Raw genomic sequence first — 23,109 nt, 5'->3', positions numbered from 1 at the left:
GCGCGTGTGTCAGCCGATGTGGCGCCCGAACGCGCACAGGGTGCGCAGCGCCTCGATGGTGGCCACCGGGCGCCGCTCAAGGCACTCCTGGGCGGCGCCGGGGGCCCAGCGGCGGCCCGCGGCCCCCGCCGCACCGTCGGCCCCCGGCGCGACCTGCCAGCCGCCGTCGTGCTGCTGGCGCGCCGCCAACTGATCGAGCGAGCGGGCCATCTCCGCGTCGGTGAACCACGCGGCCGCCAGCGACTGCGGCGTACGCGCGTAGTGGTAGGGGAACCGCGCCCCGCCCTGCGTCCCGCCGCCGAGCGGGCGCCGTCCGTCGAGCACCACGAGGCGCCGCTCGCGCACCATGCGGCCGAGCCGGTCCGCCGCGTCCCACGCGCGCGTGCGGTCGGGCGCGTGGTCGAGGAAGCGGACGGCCGCCTCGATCTCCCGGGGCCGCGGCGCGTGCAGCGCCTCCACCGCCTGCCAGCAGAAGTCGGTGGCCCGGAACAGCCACGTGTGCCACACGTCGTTGCGGTGCAGCAGCCCCACCACCGGGCCCGCGACCAGCAGTTCGCCGCAGGACCCCGGGTGCCGGGGCGCGTTCGCCGCCAGCGCGGGCAGCGCGCCGTCCGGCGCCGACACGGAGGTCAGATACCCGCCGAGCCGCTCCACCCGCCGCCCCTCGCAGCGCCCGATCGAGTCCAGCACCTCCAGCGCGTACACGGTGTGCAGCGGACTGCTGCCCGGACCCCGCAGCCCCGGGTCGAGGCCGTGCCCGAAGCCTCCGTCCTCGTTGCCGTACGCGGCGAGCGCGGTCTCCACGGCGTCCGCGCGGGCGCCGCGCGCCGTGTCCTGCGGGTCGCACGGCGCGGGGAAGTGGTGGGCGAAGCGCCGCTGCTCCAGCACGCGCGCGGTGCGCCGTACGAACTCCCGCGCCCGCGCCACGGGCGAGAGCCCGCCCGACGGCGCCACGGGGCCCGGGCGCGGCCCCGGCGCGGAACGGTGCGGCGGGCGCGCGGGGCCCGGCAGCGGACGGTCGATCGGCGGGCGGGACGAGGCCCCGGAGTCGGTCATGCTCCGACGGTAGGCCCGGCGCACGTGCCCGGCGGCGCACCCCGGCCCGTGCGCACCCTCAGAGGCGGGATACTGGGGGCATGCGGTTGACGGTCTTCTGGCAGCGGATGGTGGACCACTTCGGTCCCGCCTACGCCGACTCCTTCGCACGCGACCACGTGATGACCCAGCTCGGCGGGCGGACCGTTCACGAGGCGCTGGACGCGGGGTGGGACGCCAAGGACGTCTGGCGTGTGGTCTGCGACACGATGGGAGTGCCCCCGGAGCGGCGCTGACCCCGCCACGGGCGCCCGCACATCGCACCGTCCCCGGTCCACCGCCTCCCGGTGAGGCTCCGTTCGCCCTGTTCGCCCCGCTCCGTCGGCGGGCCCCGTCCCGCGCGCGGGAGGGCTTCGCGCGCCCCTCCGCGCGCTGTCGGGGCAGGGGCCGCACGAGGGCGCTCCGTGCGTGGGCCACACTTGCCCCCGTGGCACCCACAGACGAGATCTCCCAGGACACCTCCTCCGCACCGCCCTCGGGTACGACACCCTCGGGACGGGCCCGGGCAGGGGGGAACGGCCGGATGCCGGCCTGGCTGCCACGTGCGCTGGTCCTCGCGCTGTCCCTGGTCGCCTGCTACCAGTTCGGGAACTGGGCCTTCCACCAGCTCATAGGGCTGTTGATCAATGTGTTGATCGCGTTCTTCCTGGCCCTCGCGATCGAGCCCGCGGTCGGCTGGATGGCGTCCTACGGGGTCCGCCGGGGCCTCGCCACCGGCCTCGTCTTCCTCGCCATCGTGATCGCCAGCGCGGGCTTCGTCACGCTGCTCGGCTCCATGCTGGCCGGGCAGATCGTCGACATGGTGGAGAACTTCCCCGACACCCTCGACTCGCTGATCAACTGGACCAACACCACCTTTCACACCGAACTCAGCAGGGTGAAGATCCAGGACAGCCTGGTCCACTCGGCCTGGATTCAGAACTACGTCAAGAACAGCGCGAGCGGCGTCCTCGACATCTCCGCCCAGGTGCTCGGCGGCCTCTTCCGGCTGCTGACGGTCCTGCTGTTCTCCTTCTACTTCGCGGCCGACGGACCCCGGCTGCGGCGCGCCCTGTGCTCCGTACTGCCGCCCGCCCGGCAGGCCGAGGTGCTGCGCGCCTGGGAGATCGCGGTCGACAAGACCGGCGGCTACATCTACTCGCGCGGCCTCATGGCGCTGATCTCGGGCGTGGCCCACTACATCCTGCTCCAGGCGCTCGACGTGCCCTACGCGCCGGTGCTCGCCGTGTGGGTCGGGCTCGTCTCGCAGTTCGTGCCGACCATCGGCACCTATCTCGCCGGGGCGCTGCCCATGCTGATCGGCTTCACCGTGAACCCCTGGTACACGCTGTGGATTCTGGTCTTCGTCGTGATCTACCAGCAGTTCGAGAACTACCTGCTGCAACCGAAGCTCACCGCCAAGACCGTCGACATCCACCCGGCCGTCGCCTTCGGCTCCGTCATCGCGGGCACCGCGCTGCTCGGCGTCGTCGGCGCGCTCATCGCGATCCCCGGCGTCGCCACCCTCCAGGCGTTCCTGGCCGCGTACGTGAAGCGCTACGACGTCGCGGACGACCCGCTCGCCCGCGACCGGCGCAGCATAAGCGCAAGTCCCCTGCTGGCCAGGGCCCGGAGCGCCCTGCACGGTCCCCGCGGCAGGACCCGCCGGCAGCGCGCGGCCGCCGAAGGCAGGCTGCCGCCCGGTGCCCACGAAGGCACCGGCGAGGACCGCGGCCAGGGCGGGAACGGCGCGGACGGCGGCGGCAGCGGGAACGGTGCCGGGGGAGAGGACGGCGGGCGCGACGGTGGGAGCGGTGGGAACGGCGTGGGTGGTGGAAGTGGTGGGAGCGACGGGAACGGTGGCACGCCGCCCCGCGGCGACTGACTCCCCGCCCGGTTCCTCACCGGCCCTCCGTGTCCCTTTCCTCCGCACCCCTCACCCGCGCCGCGCGCGACCTTCCCCGCCGCCCCCGCCCGCTCCGGGCCGGGGGCGGCGTTGTTGCCGCGGCGACTCATGGGGGGCGTGGTGCGCTTGACACCAAAATCGAACATCCATTCTTATGGAGTCGGCGCCGCGCCACAGGACACCACCGAGGGCCGCCAACCGGGCCCTGCCCGGGAGTTATCCACAGGCGAAGGGGGTGGAGTCGTCGGAGTTGTCCACAGGTCGGCGGGCGTCGGGGCGCATTGTCAGTGGCAGGGGATAGCGTCTTCGACGTGAAGCGATCGACTCAAGCAAACCGGGTGGAACCCATGGCAGGAACCGACCGCGAGAAGGCGCTCGACACCGCCCTCGCACAGATTGAACGCCAGTTCGGCAAGGGCGCCGTCATGCGCATGGGCGACCGGCCGAACGACCCCATCGAGGTCATCCCCACCGGGTCGACCGCGCTCGATGTCGCCCTCGGCGTCGGCGGCCTGCCGCGCGGCCGGGTGGTGGAGATCTACGGCCCCGAGTCGTCCGGCAAGACGACCCTCACCCTGCACGCCGTGGCCAACGCGCAGAAGGCGGGCGGCCAGGTGGCGTTCATCGACGCGGAGCACGCACTCGACCCCGAGTACGCGCGCAACCTCGGCGTCGACATCGACAACCTGATCCTCTCCCAGCCGGACAACGGCGAACAGGCCCTGGAAATCACCGACATGCTCGTCAGGTCGGGCGCGCTCGACCTCATCGTCATCGACTCCGTCGCCGCCCTCGTGCCGCGCGCGGAGATCGAGGGCGAGATGGGCGACTCCCATGTCGGCCTCCAGGCCCGGCTGATGAGCCAGGCCCTGCGGAAGATCACCAGCGCGCTCAACCAGTCCAAGACCACCGCGATCTTCATCAACCAGCTCCGCGAGAAGATCGGCGTGATGTTCGGCTCGCCCGAGACCACGACGGGTGGCCGCGCCCTGAAGTTCTACGCCTCCGTGCGCATCGACATCCGGCGTATCGAGACGCTGAAGGACGGCACTGACGCGGTCGGCAACCGCACCCGCTGCAAGGTCGTCAAGAACAAGGTCGCGCCCCCCTTCAAGCAGGCCGAGTTCGACATGATCTACGGCCAGGGCATCAGCCGCGAGGGCGGTCTGATCGACATGGGCGTCGAGCACGGCTTCGTCCGCAAGGCGGGGGCCTGGTACACCTACGAGGGCGACCAACTGGGCCAGGGCAAGGAGAACGCCCGCAACTTCCTCAAGGACAACCCCGACCTGGCCAACGAGATCGAGAAGAAGATCAAGGACAAGCTCGGTGTCGGAGTCCGTCCCGAGCCCCCGGCCGCCGAGCCGGGTCCGGACGCCCCCGTCGTCCCCGCGCCCGCCCCCGCGGCGGCCGACCCGGCACCGAAGACCGTGCCCCCGGCCAAGGGGAAGGCCAAGGCCGCGGCGGCGAAGAGCTGACATGCCATGAGGTACCGCACCGACCGGACGGCCCGTCAGGGCTCCGGTGCCGAGTCCCCGTCGAGGGCCGGGGACGAGGCATCATCGGGGGACCCGGCTGAGCGGGCGAGGGCGATCTGCCTCCGCCTGCTCACCGGGGCCCCGAGGACCCGGCGTCAGCTCGCCGACGCCCTGCGCAAGCGCGACATCCCCGACGAGACGGCCGAGGACGTACTGTCACGCCTGGAGGAGGCGGGACTGATCGACGACGGCGCCTTCGCCGACGCCTGGGTCGAGTCCCGCCACCACGGCCGCGGCCTCGCGGGCCGCGCGCTCGCCAGGGAGCTGCGCAGCCGGGGCGTCGCCGCACCCGTCGTCGAGGAGGCCGTCGGCCGCCTCGACCCGGAGCGGGAGGAGGAGACCGCGCGCGGCCTCGTCGCCCGCAGGCTCGCCGCCACCCGCGGTCTCGACCGCGACCGGCGGCTGCGCCGCCTCGCCGGAATGCTCGCCCGCAAGGGCTACCCCGAGGGCATGGCCCTCAGGGTGGTGCGCCGCGCCCTGGAGGAGGAAGGAGAGTGCACCGACGACCTGCCCGGCGAGGGCTGCTGACACCGCCGCCGGGCACTCTCGCCGGAGCCGAGCCGCCGGAGCCGCCGGACGCCTCCGCCGTACACCCGGGTCGGGCTCTCTCACCGAGGCCGTTGGCACCTCCGCCGAGCGGTCATGCCCCTCCCCGGTCGGCGTCCCGCCGTGCGCCACCCCGAGACGGCGCACCGTAACGGGACCTGGGCCTCAGCCGCTGCTCCCGGCCGGACGGTCCTCCGCGGGCGCGGATGTGACCGGCAGGCCGGCCGATCGCCACGCCTGGAACCCTCCGACGAGGTCCGTCGCGTGCCTCAGGCCGAGCCGTCGCAGCGAGTCCGCCGCGAGGCTGGAGGCGTAGCCCTCGTTGCAGAACACCACGATCCGCAGATCGTGCCCCGTCGCCTCCGGCAGCCGGAAGTCGCCGAGTGGGTCGAGCCGCCACTCCAGCTCGTTGCGCTCCACCACCACCGCACCCGGGATCAGCCCGTCCCGCTCCCGGAGGGCGGCGTAGCGGACGTCGACAAGCAGCGCGCCCCGCGCCGCCTCCGCGTGCGCCGTCGCCGCGTCGACCCGGTCGAGCCCCGCGCGCACCCGTTCCAGGTGCTCGTCTATCGAGACCGGACCGTCCTGCGAGGTCACTGCCAGTCCTCCGGGCGCTCCACCTGCTCAAGGCGGAGCACATGGCCGCTGCGGCTGTAGCGGCGGATCTGCGGCAGCGGCGGGTAGTAGGCGTGCACCGACACCGCGTGCGCGGTCGTCGACTCGTTCAGCACCTCGTGCACATGGTTCTGACCGAACGCGCGGCCCTGCCCGGCGGCCAGTGTCCGCTTCCGGTCCACGTCCTCGGTCAGCTCCAGCGTCTTCCAGCCGTCGGTGGGCAGCCGGGCGGCGAGCGAGTTCTCCTTCAGCTCGCCCGACGCGGTCAGGAACGCGCCGATCGAGTCGGCGTGGTCGTGCCAGCCGGTGCCCGTACCGGGCGGCCAGCCGATCAGCCACGCCTCGCTGCCGCCGGGGCCTTCGAGCCGTACCCAGGTGCGGCCCTCGGGGTCGAGCGGGAGTGAGGCGATGAGCTGCGCGTCCTCGGCCGTACGGCGCACGAACGCCAGCAGTTCCGCCACGGTCGGCGGCTGCTCCGCGGCGGCGGAAGCGGGGGAGGAGGTGGCTCCAGACGGAGCTGTTGCAGGGTGAGACACGGTGACCGTCCTGAGAAGTCGCCGGGGTCGCGAGACCGCGCGGCGGCCGGGTGAAGAAATGCCGCGTGAGCCGCACGGGAACACCGTGCGGTGGCAACGCGGTAAGGGAGCACACGAACGTGCTGCGAGCCGTGCGTGACGCGCGTGACGAAAAAGGTCGGAATGCGCGTGTTCAGCGGCGGGACGGACGACACACGCCACCCAGATAGCGGACCAGGTCCATATGGACCCGCCGCCACAGGCGAACGTCGGTGTCGGTCATGATCCGGAGTACACCACGGCCACGGATGGCGGTCAACTCCCCAGGTCAACCGAGGAGAAGCGGGCGGGCGCAGCGCCGGAGCGGGCGCCGTTCGCACGCCCCGCGAACGCCCCGAGGCCCCCGGGGGCGCCACCGAGGATTACCGCCCGTACCGGCACGCCCCGGCCCCCTGCCGCCTCAGGGGGAACGAGCAGCCGCAGACCGGGGCAGCCGAGCGCCGCCCTGCGCGTACCCGGCGGCGGCCAAGGCCCCGCCCTCCGGCAGACCGGGCAGCCGCAGCCCCTCGAAGACCGACTCGTCGCGAAGACCGACCCGCCACAGATACCGACAACCGACCCGCCACAGAGACCGACCCGCCCCACACCGCCGAGCCGCGCCCCCCGCGGGCCCAGTGCCCCCCACCCGCCCCCGCACCCAAGGCGGGGCGGGCCGGCTCAGGTTGCGCGGGCCTCGTGTCCCGAGTGCGCCGTGCCCCCGAGCGCCGTCGTCGCCGCCCCGTACAGCTCCCGGGGGCGTACGCCCCCGAACGCCGCCACCAGATGCCCGTCCGGCCTGACCAGCAGCACCGTGTGCGCCGCGGCGCCCGGATAGCTCTCGGCGACCAGCAGCTCCGCGGGGTGCGGCAGCGCCGACACCGCCGACGCCAGCCGCGGCATCATCCCCGCCGACACCCAGTGCCGCCGCTCCCACACGCCCGTGCCCGGCGCCACCAGCAGCACCACCAGATTCCGCCCCAGCCGTTCGCGCAGCCGTACCACCGTGCCGTCCTCGGCCGTGACCGGCACGTCCGCCACCGGTGACCCGGGCGGGGTGTCCGTCTCCACCATCGCCTCGGAGGGCGCGGGCGCCAGCGGCGAGCGGGCGTACGAGCCGGGCGCGCCCAGTGCGCCCACGCCCAGGTGCCCGTCCGCGAGCAGCGCGTCATGGCCGCGCGCCGCCCCCGGCACATAGCCGCGCAGCCCCCCGCCGCCGCGCACTATCGGCAGCGCCTGGTCCGCGGCGCGCAGCCGCGCGGCCACCACCGCGCGCCGCTCCGCCTGGTAGCTGTCGAGGAGCGCGTCGCCCCTGCCGTGGTGCCAGGCGTACGCCAGCTTCCACGCCAGGTTGTCCGCGTCCCGCAGCCCCTCGTCCACGCCCTGTGTGCCCAGCGCCCCCATCAGGTGCGCGGCGTCGCCCGCGAGCAGCACTCGCCCCACCCGCCAGCGCCGCGCCAGCCGGTGGTGCACCGTGTACACCCCCGTGTCCAGCAGCTCGTACGGCGGCGTGTGCCCCCCGCACCAGCCCGCCAGCGTGTCGCGGACCCGCGCGAGCAGCGCCTCCGGCGTCACCAGGTCCCCGCGCGGCGGCAGCAGCCAGTCGAGGCGCCACAGGCCCTCACCGAGCGGCCGTGCGGCCGCCTCGGGGCCGCCGAGACGCCATGGCGGCATCCGGTGCAGCACTGCCTCGCCCGGCCACGGCAGCTCCGTACGGAGCGCCGCCACGGCATAGCGCTCCACGCCCGTACGCCCCGGGAAGCGGATGTCGAGGAGCTTGCGGACCGTGGAGCGTGCCCCGTCGCAGCCCACCAGGTGGCTGCCGCGCCACCAGGTGCCCTCGCGGCCCTTGGTGTGCGCCGTCACCCCCGACGCCTCCTGCTCCAGTGCGTCGAGACGGCTGTCGGAGGTCAGCCGCACCAGCTCCGCGCGGGCCGCGGCGTCCCGCAGCGCGGACGTCAGCTCGTGCTGCGCGATGTGCAGCGGCGCGGGCTGCGCGGGGCCGAAGGCGACCTGCCGCATGAGCTGCTTGCGGCGCACCGAACGCCAGCCCGTCCAGCGGGCGCCACCGAGCGGCGCCGCCACGAGGCGCCCGACGAGGTCCGCGGTGTCCGCCCGCAGCACCGCGGTGCGCGCGGGGCGTGCCTCGTCCTGCCCCGTGCCCTCGTCGAGCACGACGGACGGCACCCCCTGCCGGGCGAGGCCCAGGGCGAGCGCGAGCCCCACGGGGCCCGCGCCGACGACGATCACCGGGTCCACGGCGTGGCGCCCCCTGCCCGTGCGGGCGATGTCGGCAGCGTACGGAGACTGGCAGGCGGAGCAGGGAGCGCGATCACAGAACGTATGCAACCCACTGGGGGTTCCCCCGTCAAGCGACGCGGACACCGGTGTGATCACCGGTGTCCGCGGTCACTCGTGAGGCGTCTTCGCGCGTGGTCGGGCCCGGGTCAGGGCTCCTCGCCCGGCTTCGTGACGCCCGCGGCGCCACCCGGCCTGCCCTCGCCCGCGGCGGCCATCTCGGAGACGGCGTCCGCGCCGAGGACCGCGCCCGTGCTGCGCTTGCTGCGCCGCAGCCGCCGCTCCAGCCAGGACGCGAAGGTCGTCAGCAGCAGATTGAGCAGGATGAAGACGATCGCGACGATCACGAAGCTCTGGATGACGTTGGCGTAGTTCGCGGCCAGCGTCTTGCGGGCGCTCATCAGCTCGGTGAAGTTCAGGACCGCGCCGCCGAGCGCCGTGTCCTTCACGATCACCACGAGTTGGCTGACGATCGCCGGGAGCATCGTGGTCACGGCCTGCGGCAGCAGGATCGACCCCATCGTCTGCCCCTTGCGCAGCCCGATCGCCTGCGCCGCCTCCGTCTGCCCCTTCGGCAGCGCCAGGATGCCGGCGCGCACCACCTCGGCGAGGACCGACGCGTTGTACAGCACCAGGCCCGTGACCACCGCGTACAGCGGCCGGGAGTCGCTGCTGATGTCCGTCGACTGCGAGTAGAACTGGTTCGCGAACACCATCAGGATCAGTACGGGGATCGAGCGGAAGAACTCCACGACGATCCCGGCGGGCACCCGCACCCAGCGGTGGTCGGAGAGCCGCCCGATGCCGAAGAGGGCGCCGAGCGGCAGCGCGATCACCATGGAGAGCGCCGCGGCCTTCAGCGTGTTGCCGAGACCGGGCAGCAGATACGTGTCCCACGCGCGCGAGTCGGTGAAGAACGGGCTCCACTTCGCCCACTGGAGCTGGTCCTTGTCGGACATCTGGCGCCACACGAACCACACCAGCGCGGCCAGCAGGACCAGGAAGACAACCGTGTAGAGGATGTTGCGCACCTTGGCGCGCGGTCCTGGAGTGTCGTACAGGACGGAGGTCATCGCTTCACCGCCAGCCGCTTGCTGAGCCAGCCCAGGATGAGGCCGGTGGGCAGGGTCAGGACCACGAACCCGAAGGCGAAGATGAGCGAGATCAACAGGAGCTGCGCCTCGTTCTCGATCATCTCCTTCATCAGCAGCGCCGCCTCCGCGACCCCGATCGCCGCCGCCACCGTGGTGTTCTTCGTCAGCGCGATCAGCACGTTCGCCAGCGGCGTGATCACCGCGCGGAACGCCTGGGGCAGCACGATCAGCCGCAGCACCTGGCCGAAGCCGAGCCCGAGCGCCCTGGCCGCCTCTGCCTGCCCGACCGGCACCGTGTTGATGCCGGCGCGCAGCGACTCGCAGACGAACGCCGACGTGTAGAGCGTCAGGCCCAGGATCGCCAGCCGGAAATAGAGGGTGTCGAAGTCGTCCGCCGCCCCGAGCGTCACCCCGAACACGTCGGCGAGACCGAGCGACGAGAAGACGATGATCACCGTCAGGGGGATGTTCCTGACGATGTTCACGTACGCGGTGCCGAACCAGCGCATGATCGGCACGGGGCTCACCCGCATGCCCGCCAGCAGGGTCCCCCAGATCAGGGAGCCCACGGCGGCGAAGAACGTCAACTGGACCGTGATCCAGAACGCCCCGAGCACGTCGTAGCCATCAAGAAAGTCAAACACGATCTCCCGCGCTTCCGGGTCTGTCGAGGGAAGCGGGGCGCCGCGCCGCGACGCGGCACCCCGTCTGGCTCTGCCTTACTTGACGACGTCGCCGATCTTCGGCGCGGGCTCGTTCTTGTAGTTGGCGGGGCCGAAGTTGGCCTTGACCGCCTTCTCCCACGAGCCGTCGTCGACCATCTTCTTGAGCGCGTCGTTGATCTTGTTGACCATGTCGGTGTCGCCCTTCTTGACACCGACGCCGTAGTTCTCGTTGCTGAGCTTCAGCCCGGCGAGCTTGAACTTGCCCTTGTACTGGTCCTGCGAGGCGTAGCCCGCGAGGATCGAGTCGTCGGTGGTCAGCGCGTCGATGGAGCCGCTGGCGATGCCGTCGAGGCACTCCGAGTACGTGCCGACCTGCTTGAGCTGGGCCTTGGGCGCGAAGTCGTCCTTCACGTTCTGCGCGGACGTCGAGCCGGTGACCGAACAGAGCTTCTTGCCGTTCAGGTCGGTGCCCTTGCTGATCGAGTCGTCCGAGCGGGTCAGCAGGTCCTGGTGGGCCAGCAGGTAGGGGCCGGCGAAGTCCACCTTCTCCTTGCGCTCGTCGGTGATCGAGTACGAGGCCACGATCATGTCGACGTCGCCGCGCTGGAGCGACGTCTCACGGTCGGCGCTCTGGGTCTCCTTCCACTCGATCTGGTTGTCCTTGTAGCCGAGCTGCTTCGCGACGTACTTCGCGACGTCGACGTCGAAGCCGGAGTACGAGCCGTTGGGCTCCTTCAGGCCGAGGCCCGGCTGGTCGAACTTGATCCCGATGGTGATCTTCTTGCCACCGCCGCCGGAACCGCCGTCGCTGTCGTCGTCGCTCGAACCGCAGGCGGTCACGGCGAGGGAGAGCGTGAGCACGACTGCTGCCGCGGAGGTGATCTTGCGAAGCTTCATGTGAACGTCCTTTGGTTCGGCGCGGTCGGCGCGGTTGTCGGCGCGGAGGGTCCGGGCCGGAAAGGAAGTGGATTTACCGGAGGCGGCCGACGGATGGCAAGGGGCGCGGCGGCCCCACGGGGCCCGGAAGGGGAGCGCACGCCCCCTGCGGCGCGCCGGGGCGCCCAAGTCGCCTCGGGTCCCCCCGGGGCGCGCCCCGGCGCCGAAAACGCCGGACGGGGGCAGTGCCGCCGGCACCGCTCCCGCTGCGCACGCGCCCCCCCTGGCCCTCAGTGGTGCAGGATCTTCGAGAGGAAGTCCTTGGCGCGGTCGCTGCGCGGATTGCTGAAGAACTGGTCGGGCGTGGCCTCCTCGACGATCCGGCCGTCCGCCATGAACACCACCCGGTTCGCGGCGGAGCGTGCGAAGCCCATCTCGTGGGTGACCACGATCATCGTCATGCCCTCGCGGGCCAACTGGCGCATCACCTCAAGGACCTCGTTGATCATCTCGGGGTCGAGCGCCGACGTCGGCTCGTCGAACAGCATCACCTTCGGGCCCATCGCCAGCGCCCTGGCGATGGCGACACGCTGCTGCTGGCCGCCCGAGAGCTGCGCGGGGTACTTGTCGGCCTGCGACGCGACCCCCACCCGGTCGAGCAGGGAGCGCGCGTTCTCCTCGGCCTTCGCCTTGTCCGTCCTGCGGACCTTGACCTGGCCGAGCATCACGTTCTCAAGGACGGTCTTGTGCGCGAAGAGGTTGAACGACTGGAAGACCATGCCGACGTCTGCGCGGAGCCTCGCCAGCTCCTTGCCCTCCGCGGGCAGCGGCTTGCCGTCGATCGTGATGGACCCCGAGTCGACGGTCTCCAGGCGGTTGATGGTGCGGCAGAGGGTCGACTTGCCGGACCCCGAGGGGCCGATGACGACCACCACTTCACCCCGCGTGATCGTCAGGTCGATGTCCTGGAGGACGTGCAGGGCACCGAAGTGCTTGTTGACGTCCTTCAGCACGACCAGGTCCCCGCCCGTGGGCGCGGTGTCCTTGACCACCGATACGTCGGTCATCGGGTTGGTGCTCCGTCCTCGTCGGTTGGGAGGACAGTAGTGACAGCCCGCGACCAGCGTCATTACATCTGAGGCGAATTTGAGCATAACGATCCGGTCGCATCCGATCACTCCGAGTGACGCCCGTGGCGCGGAGCGTACCGGGTGCGTAACGGAAGACCCCCCGCGCCCGGCGCCCCTTGACGCGGCCCCGGCGATCCGCATGGATGCCATACACACCACGCGCGCGTACCGGACGCCACGGGCGGCCGACAGCCGGGGCGCGCGGACGCTCGGAGAACCGGAGGAAGCCGGGATGAGGCTGCTGCTCGTCGAGGACGACGACCACGTCGCCGCCGCCCTCGCCGCGATCCTGGCCCGGCACGGTTTCAGCGTGCTCCACGCCCGCAGCGGCGACGAGGCGCTGCGCGCCCTGACACCCCCGCCCGAGCCGCCGATCGGCGTCGTCCTGCTCGACCTCGGCCTGCCCGACCAGGACGGCTTCGAGGTCTGCGGCAAGATCCGCAAACGCGTCGGCGTCCCCGTGATCATGGTGACGGCCCGCTCCGACGTCCGCTCCCGCATCCACGGGCTCAACCTCGGCGCCGACGACTACGTCGTGAAGCCGTACGACACCGGCGAGCTGATCGCCCGTATCCACGCCGTCATCCGCCGCCCCGCGCAGCCCGAGGACCCGGCGGCGTCGTCCGCGAGCGAGGTGCGGCTCGGGCCCGTCCACATCGACCTGCCGACCCGCAAGGTCACCGTGGACGGCGGCCCCGTCCAGCTCACCCGCCTTGAGTTCGACCTGCTCGCGCTGCTCGCCCAGCGGCCCGGCGTCGTCTTCCGCCGCGAGCAGATCATCAGCGAGGTCTGGCAGACGAGCTGGGAGGGCACGGGGCGCACGCTTGAGGTGCACGTCGCGTCGCTGCGCTCCAAGCTGCGGCTTCCCGCCCTCATCGAGACCGTGCGCGGCGTGGGCTACCGGCTCGTCGCGCCCGCCGCCTAGCGGGCCGGCTTGCGTACCCGACTCCTCCCGCTGCTGATCGTGCTCATGGCGGGCGTGCTGCTGGCCCTCGGGCTGCCCCTCGCCATCAGCGTGGCGGCGGCGAACCAGCAGCGGGTCGTCGTCGACCGCATCGACGACACCGCACGCTTCGCCTCGCTCGCCCAGTACGTCACGCCCCGCACCAGCGGCCTCGGCCGCGTCCCGGGGGAGCCGTGCGTGGAGCGTGGCGGGACCGACGAGCGGCAGCACACGCTCCAGGCGGAACTCGCCCGCTACAACAAGGTCTACGGGATACGCGCGGGCGTCTTCTACCGCGACGGCTGCCCCATGGCGCGCGCGCCGGGCAACCTCGCGGTGTCCGGGAGCGGCGATCTGCGCGACACCTTCGACGTCGCGCTCTACTCGCGCCCCGGGCACGACCCCCGGCAGGTGTGGCCCTGGCAGGACGGGCGGCTCGTCGTCGCCGCGCCGGTCACCCGCGACGGCGACGTCGTCGCCGTGGTCGTCACCGACTCGCCCACCGACCAGATGCGCCGCAGGACGCTGCGGACCTGGCTGGTGATCGCCGCGGGCGAGACCGCCACCATGGTCCTCGGCGTGCTCGCCGCGCTCCGCCTCACGAGCTGGGTGCTGCGTCCGGTACGGGTCCTGGACACCACCACGCACGACATCGCCACCGGCCGCCTCAAGTCGCGGGTGGCCGCCGCCGGGGGGCCGCCGGAACTGCGGCGCCTCGCGCGCTCCTTCAACGAGATGGCGGACAACGTCCAGGCCGTGCTGGAACAGCAGCGCGCCTTCGTCGCCGACGCCTCCCACCAACTGCGCAACCCGCTCGCCGCGCTGCTGCTGCGCATAGAGCTGCTCGCCCTCGAACTCCCGGACGGCGGCGCCAAGGGCTCCGACTCGCCCATCGCCTCCGTGCGCGCCGAGGGCAAGCGCCTGGCGCAGGTCCTCGACGACCTGCTCGACCTCGCCCTCGCCGAGCACGCCGACGCCGACCTGGGCCTCACCGACATCGGCGAACTGGCCCTGGAACGCGTCGCCGCCTGGCGCCCCGTCGCCGACGAGAAGGGGGTACGGCTCGTCAGCGACTGCCCCGCGGTCACCGCCTGGGCCGACCCCATCGCGCTGTCCAGCTCGCTCGACGCCGTGATCGACAACGCGCTCAAGTTCACCCCGAGCGGCGAATCCGTCGAGGTCACGGTCGCCTCCCACGGCAACTGCTCCACCGTCGTCGTCACCGACGAGGGGCCCGGGCTCACCGACGACGAGATGAGCCGCATCGGCGACCGCTTCTGGCGCAGCGGCCGCCACCAGAACATCGACGGCTCGGGGCTCGGCCTCTCCATCTCCCGCGCCCTGCTGACCGCGGGCGGCGGCCGCATCGACTACGCCCACCACGAGCCCCACGGGCTGCGGGTGACGGTCACCGTGCCGAGGAACCAGCCGTCCGCCTGACGCGCCGCGAGGCGCGCCGTACAGGCCGCGCGAAGCGCTCCCACGCGCGCGTCATGCGCCGACGGCGCGGGATGCACGCGCGCGTGACGCGCGAGGGCGCTCCCACGCGCGCGTGGGACGCAGGTCCCGCATCACGATGGTCAGCCCCGGCACGAGGGCGCTCCCACGCGCGCGTGGGACGCAGGCTTCGGCGACGTACGGCCGGTGCCGCTACGGCTTCACCGACCGGTAGTAGCTCGCCGCGCCCTCGTGCAACTCCAGGGGATCGGTGTACAGGGCGGTGCGCAGGTCCACGAGCTGGGCGGCGTGCACGACGCGGCCGATGCTGTCGCGGCTGTCGATCACGGTGCGCGTCAGGCCCTCCGTGACGCTCCTGCTCAGCCGGTCGGTCGTCACGAGCAGGTTGGCGACGGCGATCGTCGACACCGTCTTGCCGTCCTGCGCCTCGGGGTAGGTGTCGGCCGGCATCGCCGACGAGCGGTAGTACAGCGAGGGCCCGCCCTGCTCGTGCAGCTTCTCCACGAGGCCGCCCAGCGGCACGAACCGGATCGGGGTCCGCTCCGACAGCTCCTGCACGGACGTCGTCGGCAGCCCGCCCGACCAGAAGAACGCGTCGATGTCGCCGCGGGCCAGCGCCTCGGGGGCGGTGTCGATGCCCTGGGCGCTGACCTCGATGTCGCCGGGCTTCATCCCGGCCGCCTTCAGCACCCGGTTCGCGATCAGCCGTACCCCGGAGCCGACCTGGCCTATCGCCACCCGCTTCCCCTTGAGTTGCGTCACCGACGTCATCGTGGCGTCCCCGTGCACCACCAGTTGCACATAGTCGTCGTACAGCCGGGCGCAGCCGCGCAGCCGGGAGGCGCCCGCGCGGTGCTCGCTCTGGTACTGCGCCACCGCGTCCGCGGCCGCGATGGTGTAGTCGGCCTTGCCCGTCGCCACCAGGCGCACGTTCTCCTGCGAGCCCTCGCTCTCGTGCAGCCTTACCCCGAGCTTCGGCATGTCCCGGTGCAGCGCGTCCTTCAGCAGCGTCCCGTACCGCTGGTACACGCCCTGTTTGGAGCCGGTGCTGATCACCACGTGCCCGCCGGGGGAGTCCTCGGGCAGCGGCAGCAGCAGCCAGGCGAGCAGCGCCCCGGCCACCACGAGCACGGCCGCGGAGCCGAGCAGGGCACGGCGCCTGCCGATACGGGACACGAACGGGTACATGCGCGCGATCCTGCCAGCCGGACCGCGCCGCGAACAGGGCCCGGCCGCACGCGCGTGTACGCCCGCCTGCCCGCCGCCGTGGCCCCGCGGGCAGCGCCTACCCTTGTCCCATGAGCAGCAGTGACCGGAGCCCTTCCGTGGACAGCCCACGCAGCTACGAAATCCGTACGTACGGATGCCAGATGAACGTCCACGACTCCGAACGGCTCTCCGGGCTCCTGGAGGACGCGGGCTACGTCCGCGCCCCCGAGGGCTCCGACGGCGACGCGGACGTCGTCGTCTTCAACACCTGCGCGGTCCGCGAGAACGCCGACAACAGGCTCTACGGCAACCTCGGCCGGCTCGCCCCCGTCAAGGCAGGGCGCCCCGGGATGCAGATCGCCGTCGGCGGCTGCCTCGCGCAGAAGGACCGCGCCACCATCGTCGAGCGCGCCCCCTGGGTCGACGTCGTCTTCGGCACCCACAACATCGGCAAGCTCCCCGTGCTGCTGGAGCGCGCCCGCACCCAGGACGAGGCGCAGGTCGAGATCGCCGAGTCCCTGGAGACGTTCCCCTCCACGCTGCCGACCCGCCGCGAGAGCGCGTACGCGGCCTGGGTGTCCGTCTCCGTCGGCTGCAACAACACCTGCACCTTCTGCATCGTCCCCGCGCTGCGCGGCAAGGAGAAGGACCGCCGCCCCGGCGACGTCCTCGCCGAGGTCGAGGCGCTGGTCGCGGAGGGCGTCAGCGAGATCACCCTGCTCGGGCAGAACGTCAACGCGTACGGCTCCGACATCGGCGACCGCGAGGCGTTCGGGAAACTGCTGCGCGCCTGCGGCGGCGTCGAGGGCCTGGAGCGGGTCCGCTTCACCTCGCCGCACCCCCGCGACTTCACCGACGACGTCATCGCCGCCATGGCCGAGACCCCGAACGTGATGCCGCAACTGCACATGCCGCTCCAGTCCGGCTCCGACACCGTGCTGCGCGCCATGCGCCGCTCCTACCGCCAGGACCGCTACCTCGGCATCATCGGCAAGGTCCGCGAGGCCATCCCGCACGCCGCGATCACCACCGACATCATCGTCGGCTTCCCCGGCGAGACCGACGCCGACTTCGAGCAGACCCTGCACGTGGTGCGCGAGGCCCGCTTCGCCCAGGCGTTCACCTTCCAGTACTCCAAGCGCCCCGGCACCCCCGCGGCCGACATGCCGGGGCAGCTCCCCAAGGAGGTCGTCCAGGAGCGGTACGAGCGCCTTGTCGCTCTTCAGGAGGACATCTCCTGGGACGAGAACAAGAAGCAGGTGGGCCGCACCGTCGAGGTGATGGTCACCGAGGGCGGCGGCCGCAAGGACGGCGCCACCCGGCGCCTGTCGGGGCGCGCCCCCGACAACCGCCTCGTGCACTTCACCCGCCCCGACGAGGAGGTGCGCCCCGGCGACGCCGCCACGGTGCGCATCAGCTACGCGGCCCCGCACCACCTGCTCGCCGAGGGCCCCGTCGAGGCGGTACGGCGCACACGCGCGGGTGACGCCTGGCAGCGGCGCACCGCGCCCGCCACGGAGCCGCCCGCGGGGGTCCTGCTCGGGCTCCCCAAGGTCGGCGTCCCCGAGCCACTGCCCGCGGCGAGCGGCGCCTGCGGCTGCGACTGACCGCGCCGCCCGGCGCTACGCTGCGGATCATGCTTGTAGCCGCCGCCGTCTGCCCCTGTCCGCCGCTGCTCGTGCCCGAGGTGGCGGCCGGTGCCGCCGCCGAGATGGGACCGGTGCGGGCCGCCTGCGACGCCGCGGTCGGCGCCCTCGCGGGGGCCCGTCCCGACCGGCTCGTCGTCGTCGGCCCCGACGTCGGGAAGGGCGCGGAGCCGGTCACCTACCCCCAGGGCTCGCCCGGCTCGTTCCACGGCTTCGGCGTGCCGCTCGACGTACGGCTCGGCCCAGGACCCGCCGCGCCGCCCGACAGCCGTGAGCGCGTCCTGCCGCCCGCGCTCACGCTCGCCGCCTGGCTCCTCGGCCGGGCCGCCCTGGAGACCCCCGTGCACGCCCGCGCCGTGCCCGAGGCGCTGCCGCCCGGGCGGTGCGCGGCGGAGGGCGCCGCGCTCGCCGCGGGCCCCGCGAGGACGGCGCTGCTGGTGATGGGCGACGCCAGCGCCTGCCGCTCCGTGAAGGCGCCCGGGTATCTCGACGAGCGCGCCGAGCCGTTCGACGCCGCGGCCGCGCGCGCCCTGGGCGCCGCCGACACTGCCGCCCTGCTGGCGATCGACCCCGCGCTCGCGTGGGAGCTGAAGGCGGCGGGCCGCGCCCCCTGGCAGGTACTCGCGGGCGCCGCGGGCGATGCCCCGATGCACGGCGCCCTGCTGCACGACAGCGCGCCGTACGGCGTCGGATACCTCGTGGCGGCCTGGGCCTCGGACGCGTCGACGCTGCCCGCCCCGCGGGGCCGTTGACATACGCGCGCGTTCCGCCGTTCCCCGGAGTCCACTCCCGCGCGGGTGTGAGGATGGCGCGCATGAAGATCCGTACCGTCAGGCCGGTCCTCGCCCTGTGCGCCCTGTGCGCCGTGCTGGCCCCGCTCGCCGGCTGCGGCGACGGCGCCGCCGACGACCACGCGCGCGCGGACAAGGCGCACTCGCCGCAGGCCACGAAGCCCCCCGCCGCGCACCCCCCGGCGCCGGGCAAGGGCTCCGAGGACCCCGACGACATCAACGGCGACGGCCACCGCGACCTGCTGCTCCCGGTGTACGGCACCGACGCCCCCGCGGCGCAGCGGACCGCCGGGCGGTACATGGTCGTGTACGGCTCCCCCGAAGGACCCGACGCCGCCACCCGCACCGTCTACCGCCCCGAGGACCTCGGCCTGCCCGAGCCCGGCGCGAGCGACACCACGGTGCCCGAGCCCTTCGGCCCCGACGGCCCCCTCACGGCCGACCTCGACGGCGACGGCTTCCCCGACGTCGTCGCGACCGTCCTGGGCGACAGGAAGCTCGACCGGAACGTCTCCGCGCCGCGCGGCACCCTCTACGTCTCCTGGGGAGGCCCGAAGGGGCCCGCGGGCGGCGCCGACGCCACCCAGGTGCGGCTGCCCGCCGACGCCGCCACCCTCGGCGTCGGGTCCGTCGTGCGCGGCGACTTCGACGGCGACGGGCACCACGACCTGGCCGCCCTCGCCGTCAACCAGTCCTCCGTCGTGGTGCTGTACGGGCCCTTCACGCGCGCGGGCGCGCCCGCCCGTACCGACACGCACCTGCCGTGGGCCGACGGGACCCTGTACGCCGACGCCATCGACCCCTCGGGCAAGCGGCGCGCGACGTCCCTGGTGCTGCGCGACATGGGCGACGGCGAACAGGCCACCGGCACCCTCTACCGCGCCGCGCCCGGCACCGGGCCCGCGGCGCCCGGCGTCCCGCTGCGCGCGGGCAACGCGCTCGCCTTCGGCGACTTCGACGGCGACGGCCGCCGCGACGTCGCCGTGGGCGACGACGGCAGCCGCAACGACGAGCCCGGCTACGAGACCGAGGCCCCGGACGTCACCGGCTCCTACGCGGTGTACCCGGGCACCGGCGCCGCGCCCGTCGCCCACCGGCTGCCGAAGACGGCTGTGCCGCCGCCCGGCACGCCCCCCGGCCACGGGTACGGCGGTTTCGTCGCGGCGGACCCGGACGGCGACGGCCGCGACGCCCTGCTGACCGCCACCCGCGACGGCGCCACGCTGCTCGACGGCGACCTGACGACCCCCGTGACCCGCGAGGGACCCGCGGCGTACGGGGGCCGCGCCACCCCCGCGAAGTGGCGCCACGCCCGCCCCGTGGGCGCCGCAGACTTCGACGGCGACGGCCGCGACGAGCTGCTGCTCGACTGGGGTCCAGGCGTCCGCTTCGGGCTGTACGGCGAGGGCGCCACGCGCCGGTGGGTCACCGACGGCGCCACCTCCCGCGACATGGCCGCCCTCGACATCACCGCCCTCGCCTCCGACACCTCCTGAACCCCGCGCACCCGTCCCGCGACGTCCACACCCTGGCGGGCCCTCCGCGCGTGCCCGGCCTCGCGGGAGCCGTACACGCGAGTAGGACAGGAGCACCGGGACCCCGCGCGGAGCGCCAAGGCCGCCGTCCACGCGCGCGTACAGAAAAGCGCCGCCCCGGCGTCACACACCGGGGCGGCGCACAGGAGAGGGGCGCGCAGCCGCGCGGCGACGGCGCCCGGTGGACACGGCCCCCGTCCCCGCGCCCCGGTACGCGCCCCCGCGCTCCAGGGCGCCCGCGCGCGTTACTTGCGCGCGCCGTCCCCCGCCTCGCTGTCCGCCGCGTCGTCCGCGGACTGCTGCTTGGGGATCTCCACCGCCTCGACGGCGTCGGCCGCGGCCCGCGGGGTATCACCCGCGTCGTCCGCGCCCCCGTCCGCGCCCCCGTTCGCGGCCTTCGCCCCGGCCGCCGGCTCCTCGGACGCGGGCGGGGCCGCTGCCTCGGCGGCGGGCGCCGCCGCGCGCTCCTTGGACCTGCGGAAGATCCGCGTGAAAACTCCCATGTCATCTCCATGATCGGCGTGTGCGGGGGAAGATCCCGCCGCCCGGAACGCCCCCGTCCCTCCGCCCGGACCCGGCCCCGGAATCGGCACCCGGGACCTCGCAACAGGCAACGACCCCGCGCTCCCGCCGTCACGTAACTCGTTCGAGCGCGACCCCTGAGGTTTGGGAGACTGGGCGCGTGAAAGCAGCAGCCCCCGCCCCCCGTGTGATCGCCGTCGTGGGACCCACCGCCGCGGGCAAGTCCGACCTCGGCGTACAGCTCGCGAGAGAGCTGGGCGGCGAGGTCGTCAACGCCGACTCGATGCAGCTCTACCGGGGGATGGACATCGGCACCGCCAAGCTGGCCCCCGACGAGCGCGGCGGCGTCGCGCACCGGCTGCTCGACGTCTGGGACGTCACCGAGACCGCGAGCGTCGCCGAGTACCAGCGGCTGGCGCGCGCCGAGATCGACCGGCTCCTCGCCGACGGCCGCTGGCCCGTCCTCGTCGGCGGCTCCGGGCTCTACATCCGCGGCGCCATCGACCACCTCGACTTCCCCGGCACCGATCCCGGAATCCGCGCCGCCCTGGAGCGCGAACTGGCCGAGAACGGCTCCGGCGCGCTCCACGCGCGCCTCGCCGCCGCCGACCCCGGCGCGGCGCGCGCCATCCTCCCCGGCAACGGGCGCCGCATCGTGCGCGCCCTTGAGGTGATCGAGATCACCGGCAGGCCCTTCACGGCCAATCTGCCGCGCCACGAGTCCGTGTACGACACGGTCCAGATCGGCGTGGACGTCGCACGCCCCGAGCTTGACGCGCGTATCGCCGACCGCGTCGACCGGATGTGGGCCGCGGGCCTCGTCGACGAGGTACGGGACCTGGAGGCCCGCGGGCTGCGCGAGGGCCGCACGGCGTCGAGGGCGCTCGGCTACCAGCAGGTGCTGTCCGCGCTCGCCGGGCAGGGCACCCTGGACGACGCGCGCGCGGAGACGGTGCGCGCCACCAAGCGCTTCGCGCGGCGCCAGGACTCGTGGTTCAGGCGCGACCCGAGGGTGCACTGGCTGAGCGGCGCCGAGCCCGACCGGAGGGAACTCCTCCGAAGCGCCCTGACGTTGATCGAACGACCGGTCACAGCCTGATCACGTGATGGCATCGGGACGCTCCGGCCGTCATCCCGGCCCCGAGGAGCGTGCCATCATCGACCATCGATCGACCCGTCGAGTCCGAGTGGGAGGGCGCGTGGCGATGGAGGCCGGCCCTCGCAACACCGCACCCGGCAACACCCAGCACCCGGCCCGTCCCGGCCGCGGACCGCTGCCGTCGCCCGGCCACCCGGCGCCCCCCGCCACGGCCGCCCAGACCCCCGCCACGCCGCCCGGCGACGCCCCCGTACCGCCGCGGCCGCCGTCGCACCCCGACGGGCCACCGGACGACGGCCTGAGCCCCGACGGGCCCGCCGACGGCGACGAGGACCCGGAGCAGGACACCCTCGCCGCCCCCGAGGTCGAGGTCGAGCTGCGCCCCCAGCGTCGGCTGCGGATCTGGCAGCTCGCGCCCATCGTGGGGCTCGCCGTGGTCGGCTCCCTGATGTTCGCCTTCCCGCTCGCGTTCGAGTTCGGCGACAGCGGCGCCGTCGTCGCCATGCTCGGCCTGCTGATCTGCTCCTGCGCCGCCGGCTGGGGCCTCATGGCCGCGCGCCGGGTCGGCCACACCTGGCCCGGGCTGCCGCAGCGCGGCTCGGGGCAGCGCCCGGACTGGCGGGTCGTCGCGGCGTACGTGCTGGTCCTCGCCGCCGTGGTGGTCCTCGCCGTGCTGCGGGTCGCCAGGCTGCGCTGAGCACGCGACGCCGCGCGCGGCGCCGTACGATCGGGACCATGGCTACGCGCATCGGCTTCCTCAAGGGCCACGGGACCCAGAACGACTTCGTGATCATCCCCGACCCCGGGAACGCCCTGACCCTGCCCGCCTCCCGGATCGCCGCGCTCTGCGACCGGCGCGCCGGTGTCGGCGGCGACGGCGTCCTGCACGCCGTGCGCTCCGCCGAGCACCCCGAGGCCCGGCACCTGGCCGACGCGGCCGAGTGGTTCATGGACTACCGCAACGCCGACGGCTCCGTCGCCGAGATGTGCGGCAACGGCGTACGCGTCTTCGCCCGCTACCTCCAGCGCGCCGGGCTCACCGGCGAGGGCGACCTCGCGGTGGCCACCCGCGGCGGCGTCAAGCGCGTCCACATCGCCAAGGGCGACGACGGCGACATCACCGTCGGCATGGGCAGGGCCGCGCTGCCCGGCGGCGACGTCACCGTCGCGGTGGGGGAGCGCCGCTGGCCCGCCTGGAACGTGAACATGGGCAACCCGCACGCCGTCGCCCTCGTCTCCGACCTCGCCCACGCGGGCGCGCTGCTGACCGCGCCCTCGGTCGGCCCCGCCGCTGCCTACCCCGACGGCGTCAACGTGGAGTTCGCGGTGGACCTCGGCGAGCGCCATCTGACGATGCGGGTGCACGAGCGCGGTTCGGGCGAGACCAGGTCCTGCGGCACCGGCGTCTGCGCCGTCGCGGTCGCCGCCGCCAGGGCCGCGGGCGAGGACCCCGCGGTGACCGGAACGCAGCTCACCCACACGGTGGATGTGCCGGGCGGCAGGCTGACGGTGACCCAGCGTCCCGACGGCGAGGTCGAGTTGACCGGGCCCGCCGTCATCGTCGCCGAGGGCACCCTCGATCCGGAGTGGCTCGCACACGCTTCGTAGCCGTA

The 23,109-nt window shown here is 73.7% G+C and carries 22 protein-coding genes; 12 read left to right on the top strand and 10 right to left on the bottom strand.

Going from position 1 to position 23,109, the window contains the following annotated elements:
• Window positions 1-9: 9 nt before the first annotated feature.
• Window positions 10-1,056 carry a hypothetical protein gene (locus ACIBIW_RS12150; RefSeq protein WP_399334802.1) on the bottom strand — a complete coding sequence of 349 codons (1,047 nt, stop codon included), beginning with the start codon at window positions 1,054-1,056 and terminating at the stop codon, window positions 10-12.
• A gap of 80 nt (window positions 1,057-1,136) precedes the next feature.
• Between ACIBIW_RS12150 and ACIBIW_RS12145 the strand changes: the two genes are divergently transcribed.
• From ACIBIW_RS12145 to recX, 4 genes are all read left to right on the top strand, one after another.
• Window positions 1,137-1,331 carry a DUF3046 domain-containing protein gene (locus ACIBIW_RS12145; protein WP_399334800.1) on the top strand — a complete coding sequence of 65 codons (195 nt, stop codon included), beginning with the start codon at window positions 1,137-1,139 and terminating at the stop codon, window positions 1,329-1,331.
• A gap of 287 nt (window positions 1,332-1,618) precedes the next feature.
• Window positions 1,619-2,959 carry an AI-2E family transporter gene (locus ACIBIW_RS12140; protein WP_399334880.1) on the top strand — a complete coding sequence of 447 codons (1,341 nt, stop codon included), beginning with the start codon at window positions 1,619-1,621 and terminating at the stop codon, window positions 2,957-2,959.
• Between the two features lie 368 nt (window positions 2,960-3,327).
• Window positions 3,328-4,458: a recombinase RecA gene (gene recA, locus ACIBIW_RS12135; RefSeq protein ID WP_399334798.1), complete on the top strand. Its 1,131-nt coding sequence runs from the start codon at window positions 3,328-3,330 to the stop codon at window positions 4,456-4,458.
• A 6-nt stretch (window positions 4,459-4,464) separates the two neighbouring features.
• The gene (gene recX, locus ACIBIW_RS12130; protein ID WP_399334796.1) at window positions 4,465-5,046 is read left to right on the top strand and encodes a recombination regulator RecX; all 582 of its coding nucleotides are present in this window, start codon (window positions 4,465-4,467) and stop codon (window positions 5,044-5,046) included.
• 183 nt (window positions 5,047-5,229) lie between these two features.
• On the opposite strand, the gene ACIBIW_RS12125 is transcribed toward recX, so the two are convergent.
• The 7 genes from ACIBIW_RS12125 to ACIBIW_RS12095 all read right to left on the bottom strand — a co-directional run bounded on the left by ACIBIW_RS12125 (window position 5,230) and on the right by ACIBIW_RS12095 (window position 12,230).
• Window positions 5,230-5,661, bottom strand: a complete 432-nt coding sequence (locus ACIBIW_RS12125; protein WP_399334794.1) for a rhodanese-like domain-containing protein — start codon at window positions 5,659-5,661, stop codon at window positions 5,230-5,232.
• Window positions 5,658-6,215 (bottom strand): cysteine dioxygenase, encoded by a 558-nt coding sequence (locus ACIBIW_RS12120; protein ID WP_399334792.1) that lies wholly within the window; start codon window positions 6,213-6,215, stop codon window positions 5,658-5,660. Before ACIBIW_RS12120 ends, ACIBIW_RS12125 begins: the two co-directional genes overlap by 4 nt.
• 696 nt (window positions 6,216-6,911) lie before the next feature.
• On the bottom strand, window positions 6,912-8,489 hold the full coding sequence (locus ACIBIW_RS12115) for an FAD-dependent monooxygenase (protein ID WP_399334790.1): 1,578 nt from the start codon (window positions 8,487-8,489) through the stop codon (window positions 6,912-6,914).
• Between the two features lie 188 nt (window positions 8,490-8,677).
• Window positions 8,678-9,601, bottom strand: coding sequence for an amino acid ABC transporter permease (locus tag ACIBIW_RS12110; RefSeq protein WP_399334788.1), 924 nt, complete (start codon window positions 9,599-9,601; stop codon window positions 8,678-8,680).
• Window positions 9,598-10,266 carry an amino acid ABC transporter permease gene (locus tag ACIBIW_RS12105; RefSeq protein ID WP_399334786.1) on the bottom strand — a complete coding sequence of 223 codons (669 nt, stop codon included), beginning with the start codon at window positions 10,264-10,266 and terminating at the stop codon, window positions 9,598-9,600. The genes ACIBIW_RS12110 and ACIBIW_RS12105 overlap by 4 nt, the downstream gene beginning before the upstream one ends.
• A 75-nt stretch (window positions 10,267-10,341) precedes the next feature.
• Window positions 10,342-11,184: a glutamate ABC transporter substrate-binding protein gene (locus tag ACIBIW_RS12100; RefSeq protein WP_399334784.1), complete on the bottom strand. Its 843-nt coding sequence runs from the start codon at window positions 11,182-11,184 to the stop codon at window positions 10,342-10,344.
• Window positions 11,185-11,453: 269 nt separating this feature from the next.
• On the bottom strand, window positions 11,454-12,230 hold the full coding sequence (locus ACIBIW_RS12095) for an amino acid ABC transporter ATP-binding protein (RefSeq protein ID WP_399334782.1): 777 nt from the start codon (window positions 12,228-12,230) through the stop codon (window positions 11,454-11,456).
• A gap of 295 nt (window positions 12,231-12,525) precedes the next feature.
• Here ACIBIW_RS12095 and ACIBIW_RS12090 point away from each other — a divergent pair, with 295 nt between their 5' ends.
• Window positions 12,526-13,218 (top strand): response regulator transcription factor, encoded by a 693-nt coding sequence (locus tag ACIBIW_RS12090; RefSeq protein WP_399334780.1) that lies wholly within the window; start codon window positions 12,526-12,528, stop codon window positions 13,216-13,218.
• 9 nt (window positions 13,219-13,227) lie between these two features.
• The gene (locus tag ACIBIW_RS12085; protein WP_399334779.1) at window positions 13,228-14,676 is read left to right on the top strand and encodes an ATP-binding protein; all 1,449 of its coding nucleotides are present in this window, start codon (window positions 13,228-13,230) and stop codon (window positions 14,674-14,676) included.
• Between the two features lie 210 nt (window positions 14,677-14,886).
• Here ACIBIW_RS12085 and ACIBIW_RS12080 read toward each other — a convergent pair whose 3' ends face one another.
• Window positions 14,887-15,882: a TAXI family TRAP transporter solute-binding subunit gene (locus ACIBIW_RS12080; protein ID WP_399334777.1), complete on the bottom strand. Its 996-nt coding sequence runs from the start codon at window positions 15,880-15,882 to the stop codon at window positions 14,887-14,889.
• 110 nt (window positions 15,883-15,992) lie between these two features.
• Here ACIBIW_RS12080 and miaB point away from each other — a divergent pair, with 110 nt between their 5' ends.
• The 3 genes from miaB (at window position 15,993) to ACIBIW_RS12065 (ending at window position 19,836) form a co-directional block, all read left to right on the top strand.
• A complete protein-coding gene (gene miaB, locus ACIBIW_RS12075) occupies window positions 15,993-17,510 on the top strand; it encodes a tRNA (N6-isopentenyl adenosine(37)-C2)-methylthiotransferase MiaB (protein WP_399334775.1) in 1,518 nt (505 codons plus the stop codon).
• 29 nt (window positions 17,511-17,539) lie between these two features.
• Complete coding sequence (locus ACIBIW_RS12070) at window positions 17,540-18,301, top strand: class III extradiol dioxygenase subunit B-like domain-containing protein (protein WP_399334773.1); 762 nt, start codon at window positions 17,540-17,542, stop codon at window positions 18,299-18,301.
• Between the two features lie 62 nt (window positions 18,302-18,363).
• Complete coding sequence (locus ACIBIW_RS12065) at window positions 18,364-19,836, top strand: FG-GAP repeat protein (RefSeq protein WP_399334772.1); 1,473 nt, start codon at window positions 18,364-18,366, stop codon at window positions 19,834-19,836.
• Between the two features lie 284 nt (window positions 19,837-20,120).
• Here ACIBIW_RS12065 and ACIBIW_RS12060 read toward each other — a convergent pair whose 3' ends face one another.
• On the bottom strand, window positions 20,121-20,378 hold the full coding sequence (locus ACIBIW_RS12060; RefSeq protein ID WP_399334770.1) for a hypothetical protein: 258 nt from the start codon (window positions 20,376-20,378) through the stop codon (window positions 20,121-20,123).
• 179 nt (window positions 20,379-20,557) lie between these two features.
• On the opposite strand from ACIBIW_RS12060, the gene miaA reads away from it, so the two are divergent.
• The 3 genes from miaA to dapF all read left to right on the top strand — a co-directional run bounded on the left by miaA (window position 20,558) and on the right by dapF (window position 23,104).
• Window positions 20,558-21,496: a tRNA (adenosine(37)-N6)-dimethylallyltransferase MiaA gene (gene miaA / locus ACIBIW_RS12055; RefSeq protein WP_399334768.1), complete on the top strand. Its 939-nt coding sequence runs from the start codon at window positions 20,558-20,560 to the stop codon at window positions 21,494-21,496.
• 100 nt (window positions 21,497-21,596) lie between these two features.
• Window positions 21,597-22,193: a hypothetical protein gene (locus tag ACIBIW_RS12050; RefSeq protein WP_399334766.1), complete on the top strand. Its 597-nt coding sequence runs from the start codon at window positions 21,597-21,599 to the stop codon at window positions 22,191-22,193.
• 38 nt (window positions 22,194-22,231) lie between these two features.
• The gene (gene dapF / locus ACIBIW_RS12045; RefSeq protein ID WP_399334764.1) at window positions 22,232-23,104 is read left to right on the top strand and encodes a diaminopimelate epimerase; all 873 of its coding nucleotides are present in this window, start codon (window positions 22,232-22,234) and stop codon (window positions 23,102-23,104) included.
• Window positions 23,105-23,109: the final 5 nt, after the last annotated feature.

The sequence above is a fragment of the Streptomyces sp. NPDC050560 genome (genome assembly GCF_044457285.1).
Classification (GTDB): domain Bacteria; phylum Actinomycetota; class Actinomycetes; order Streptomycetales; family Streptomycetaceae; genus Streptomyces.
This window is presented reverse-complemented; position numbering and strand designations above follow the sequence as displayed.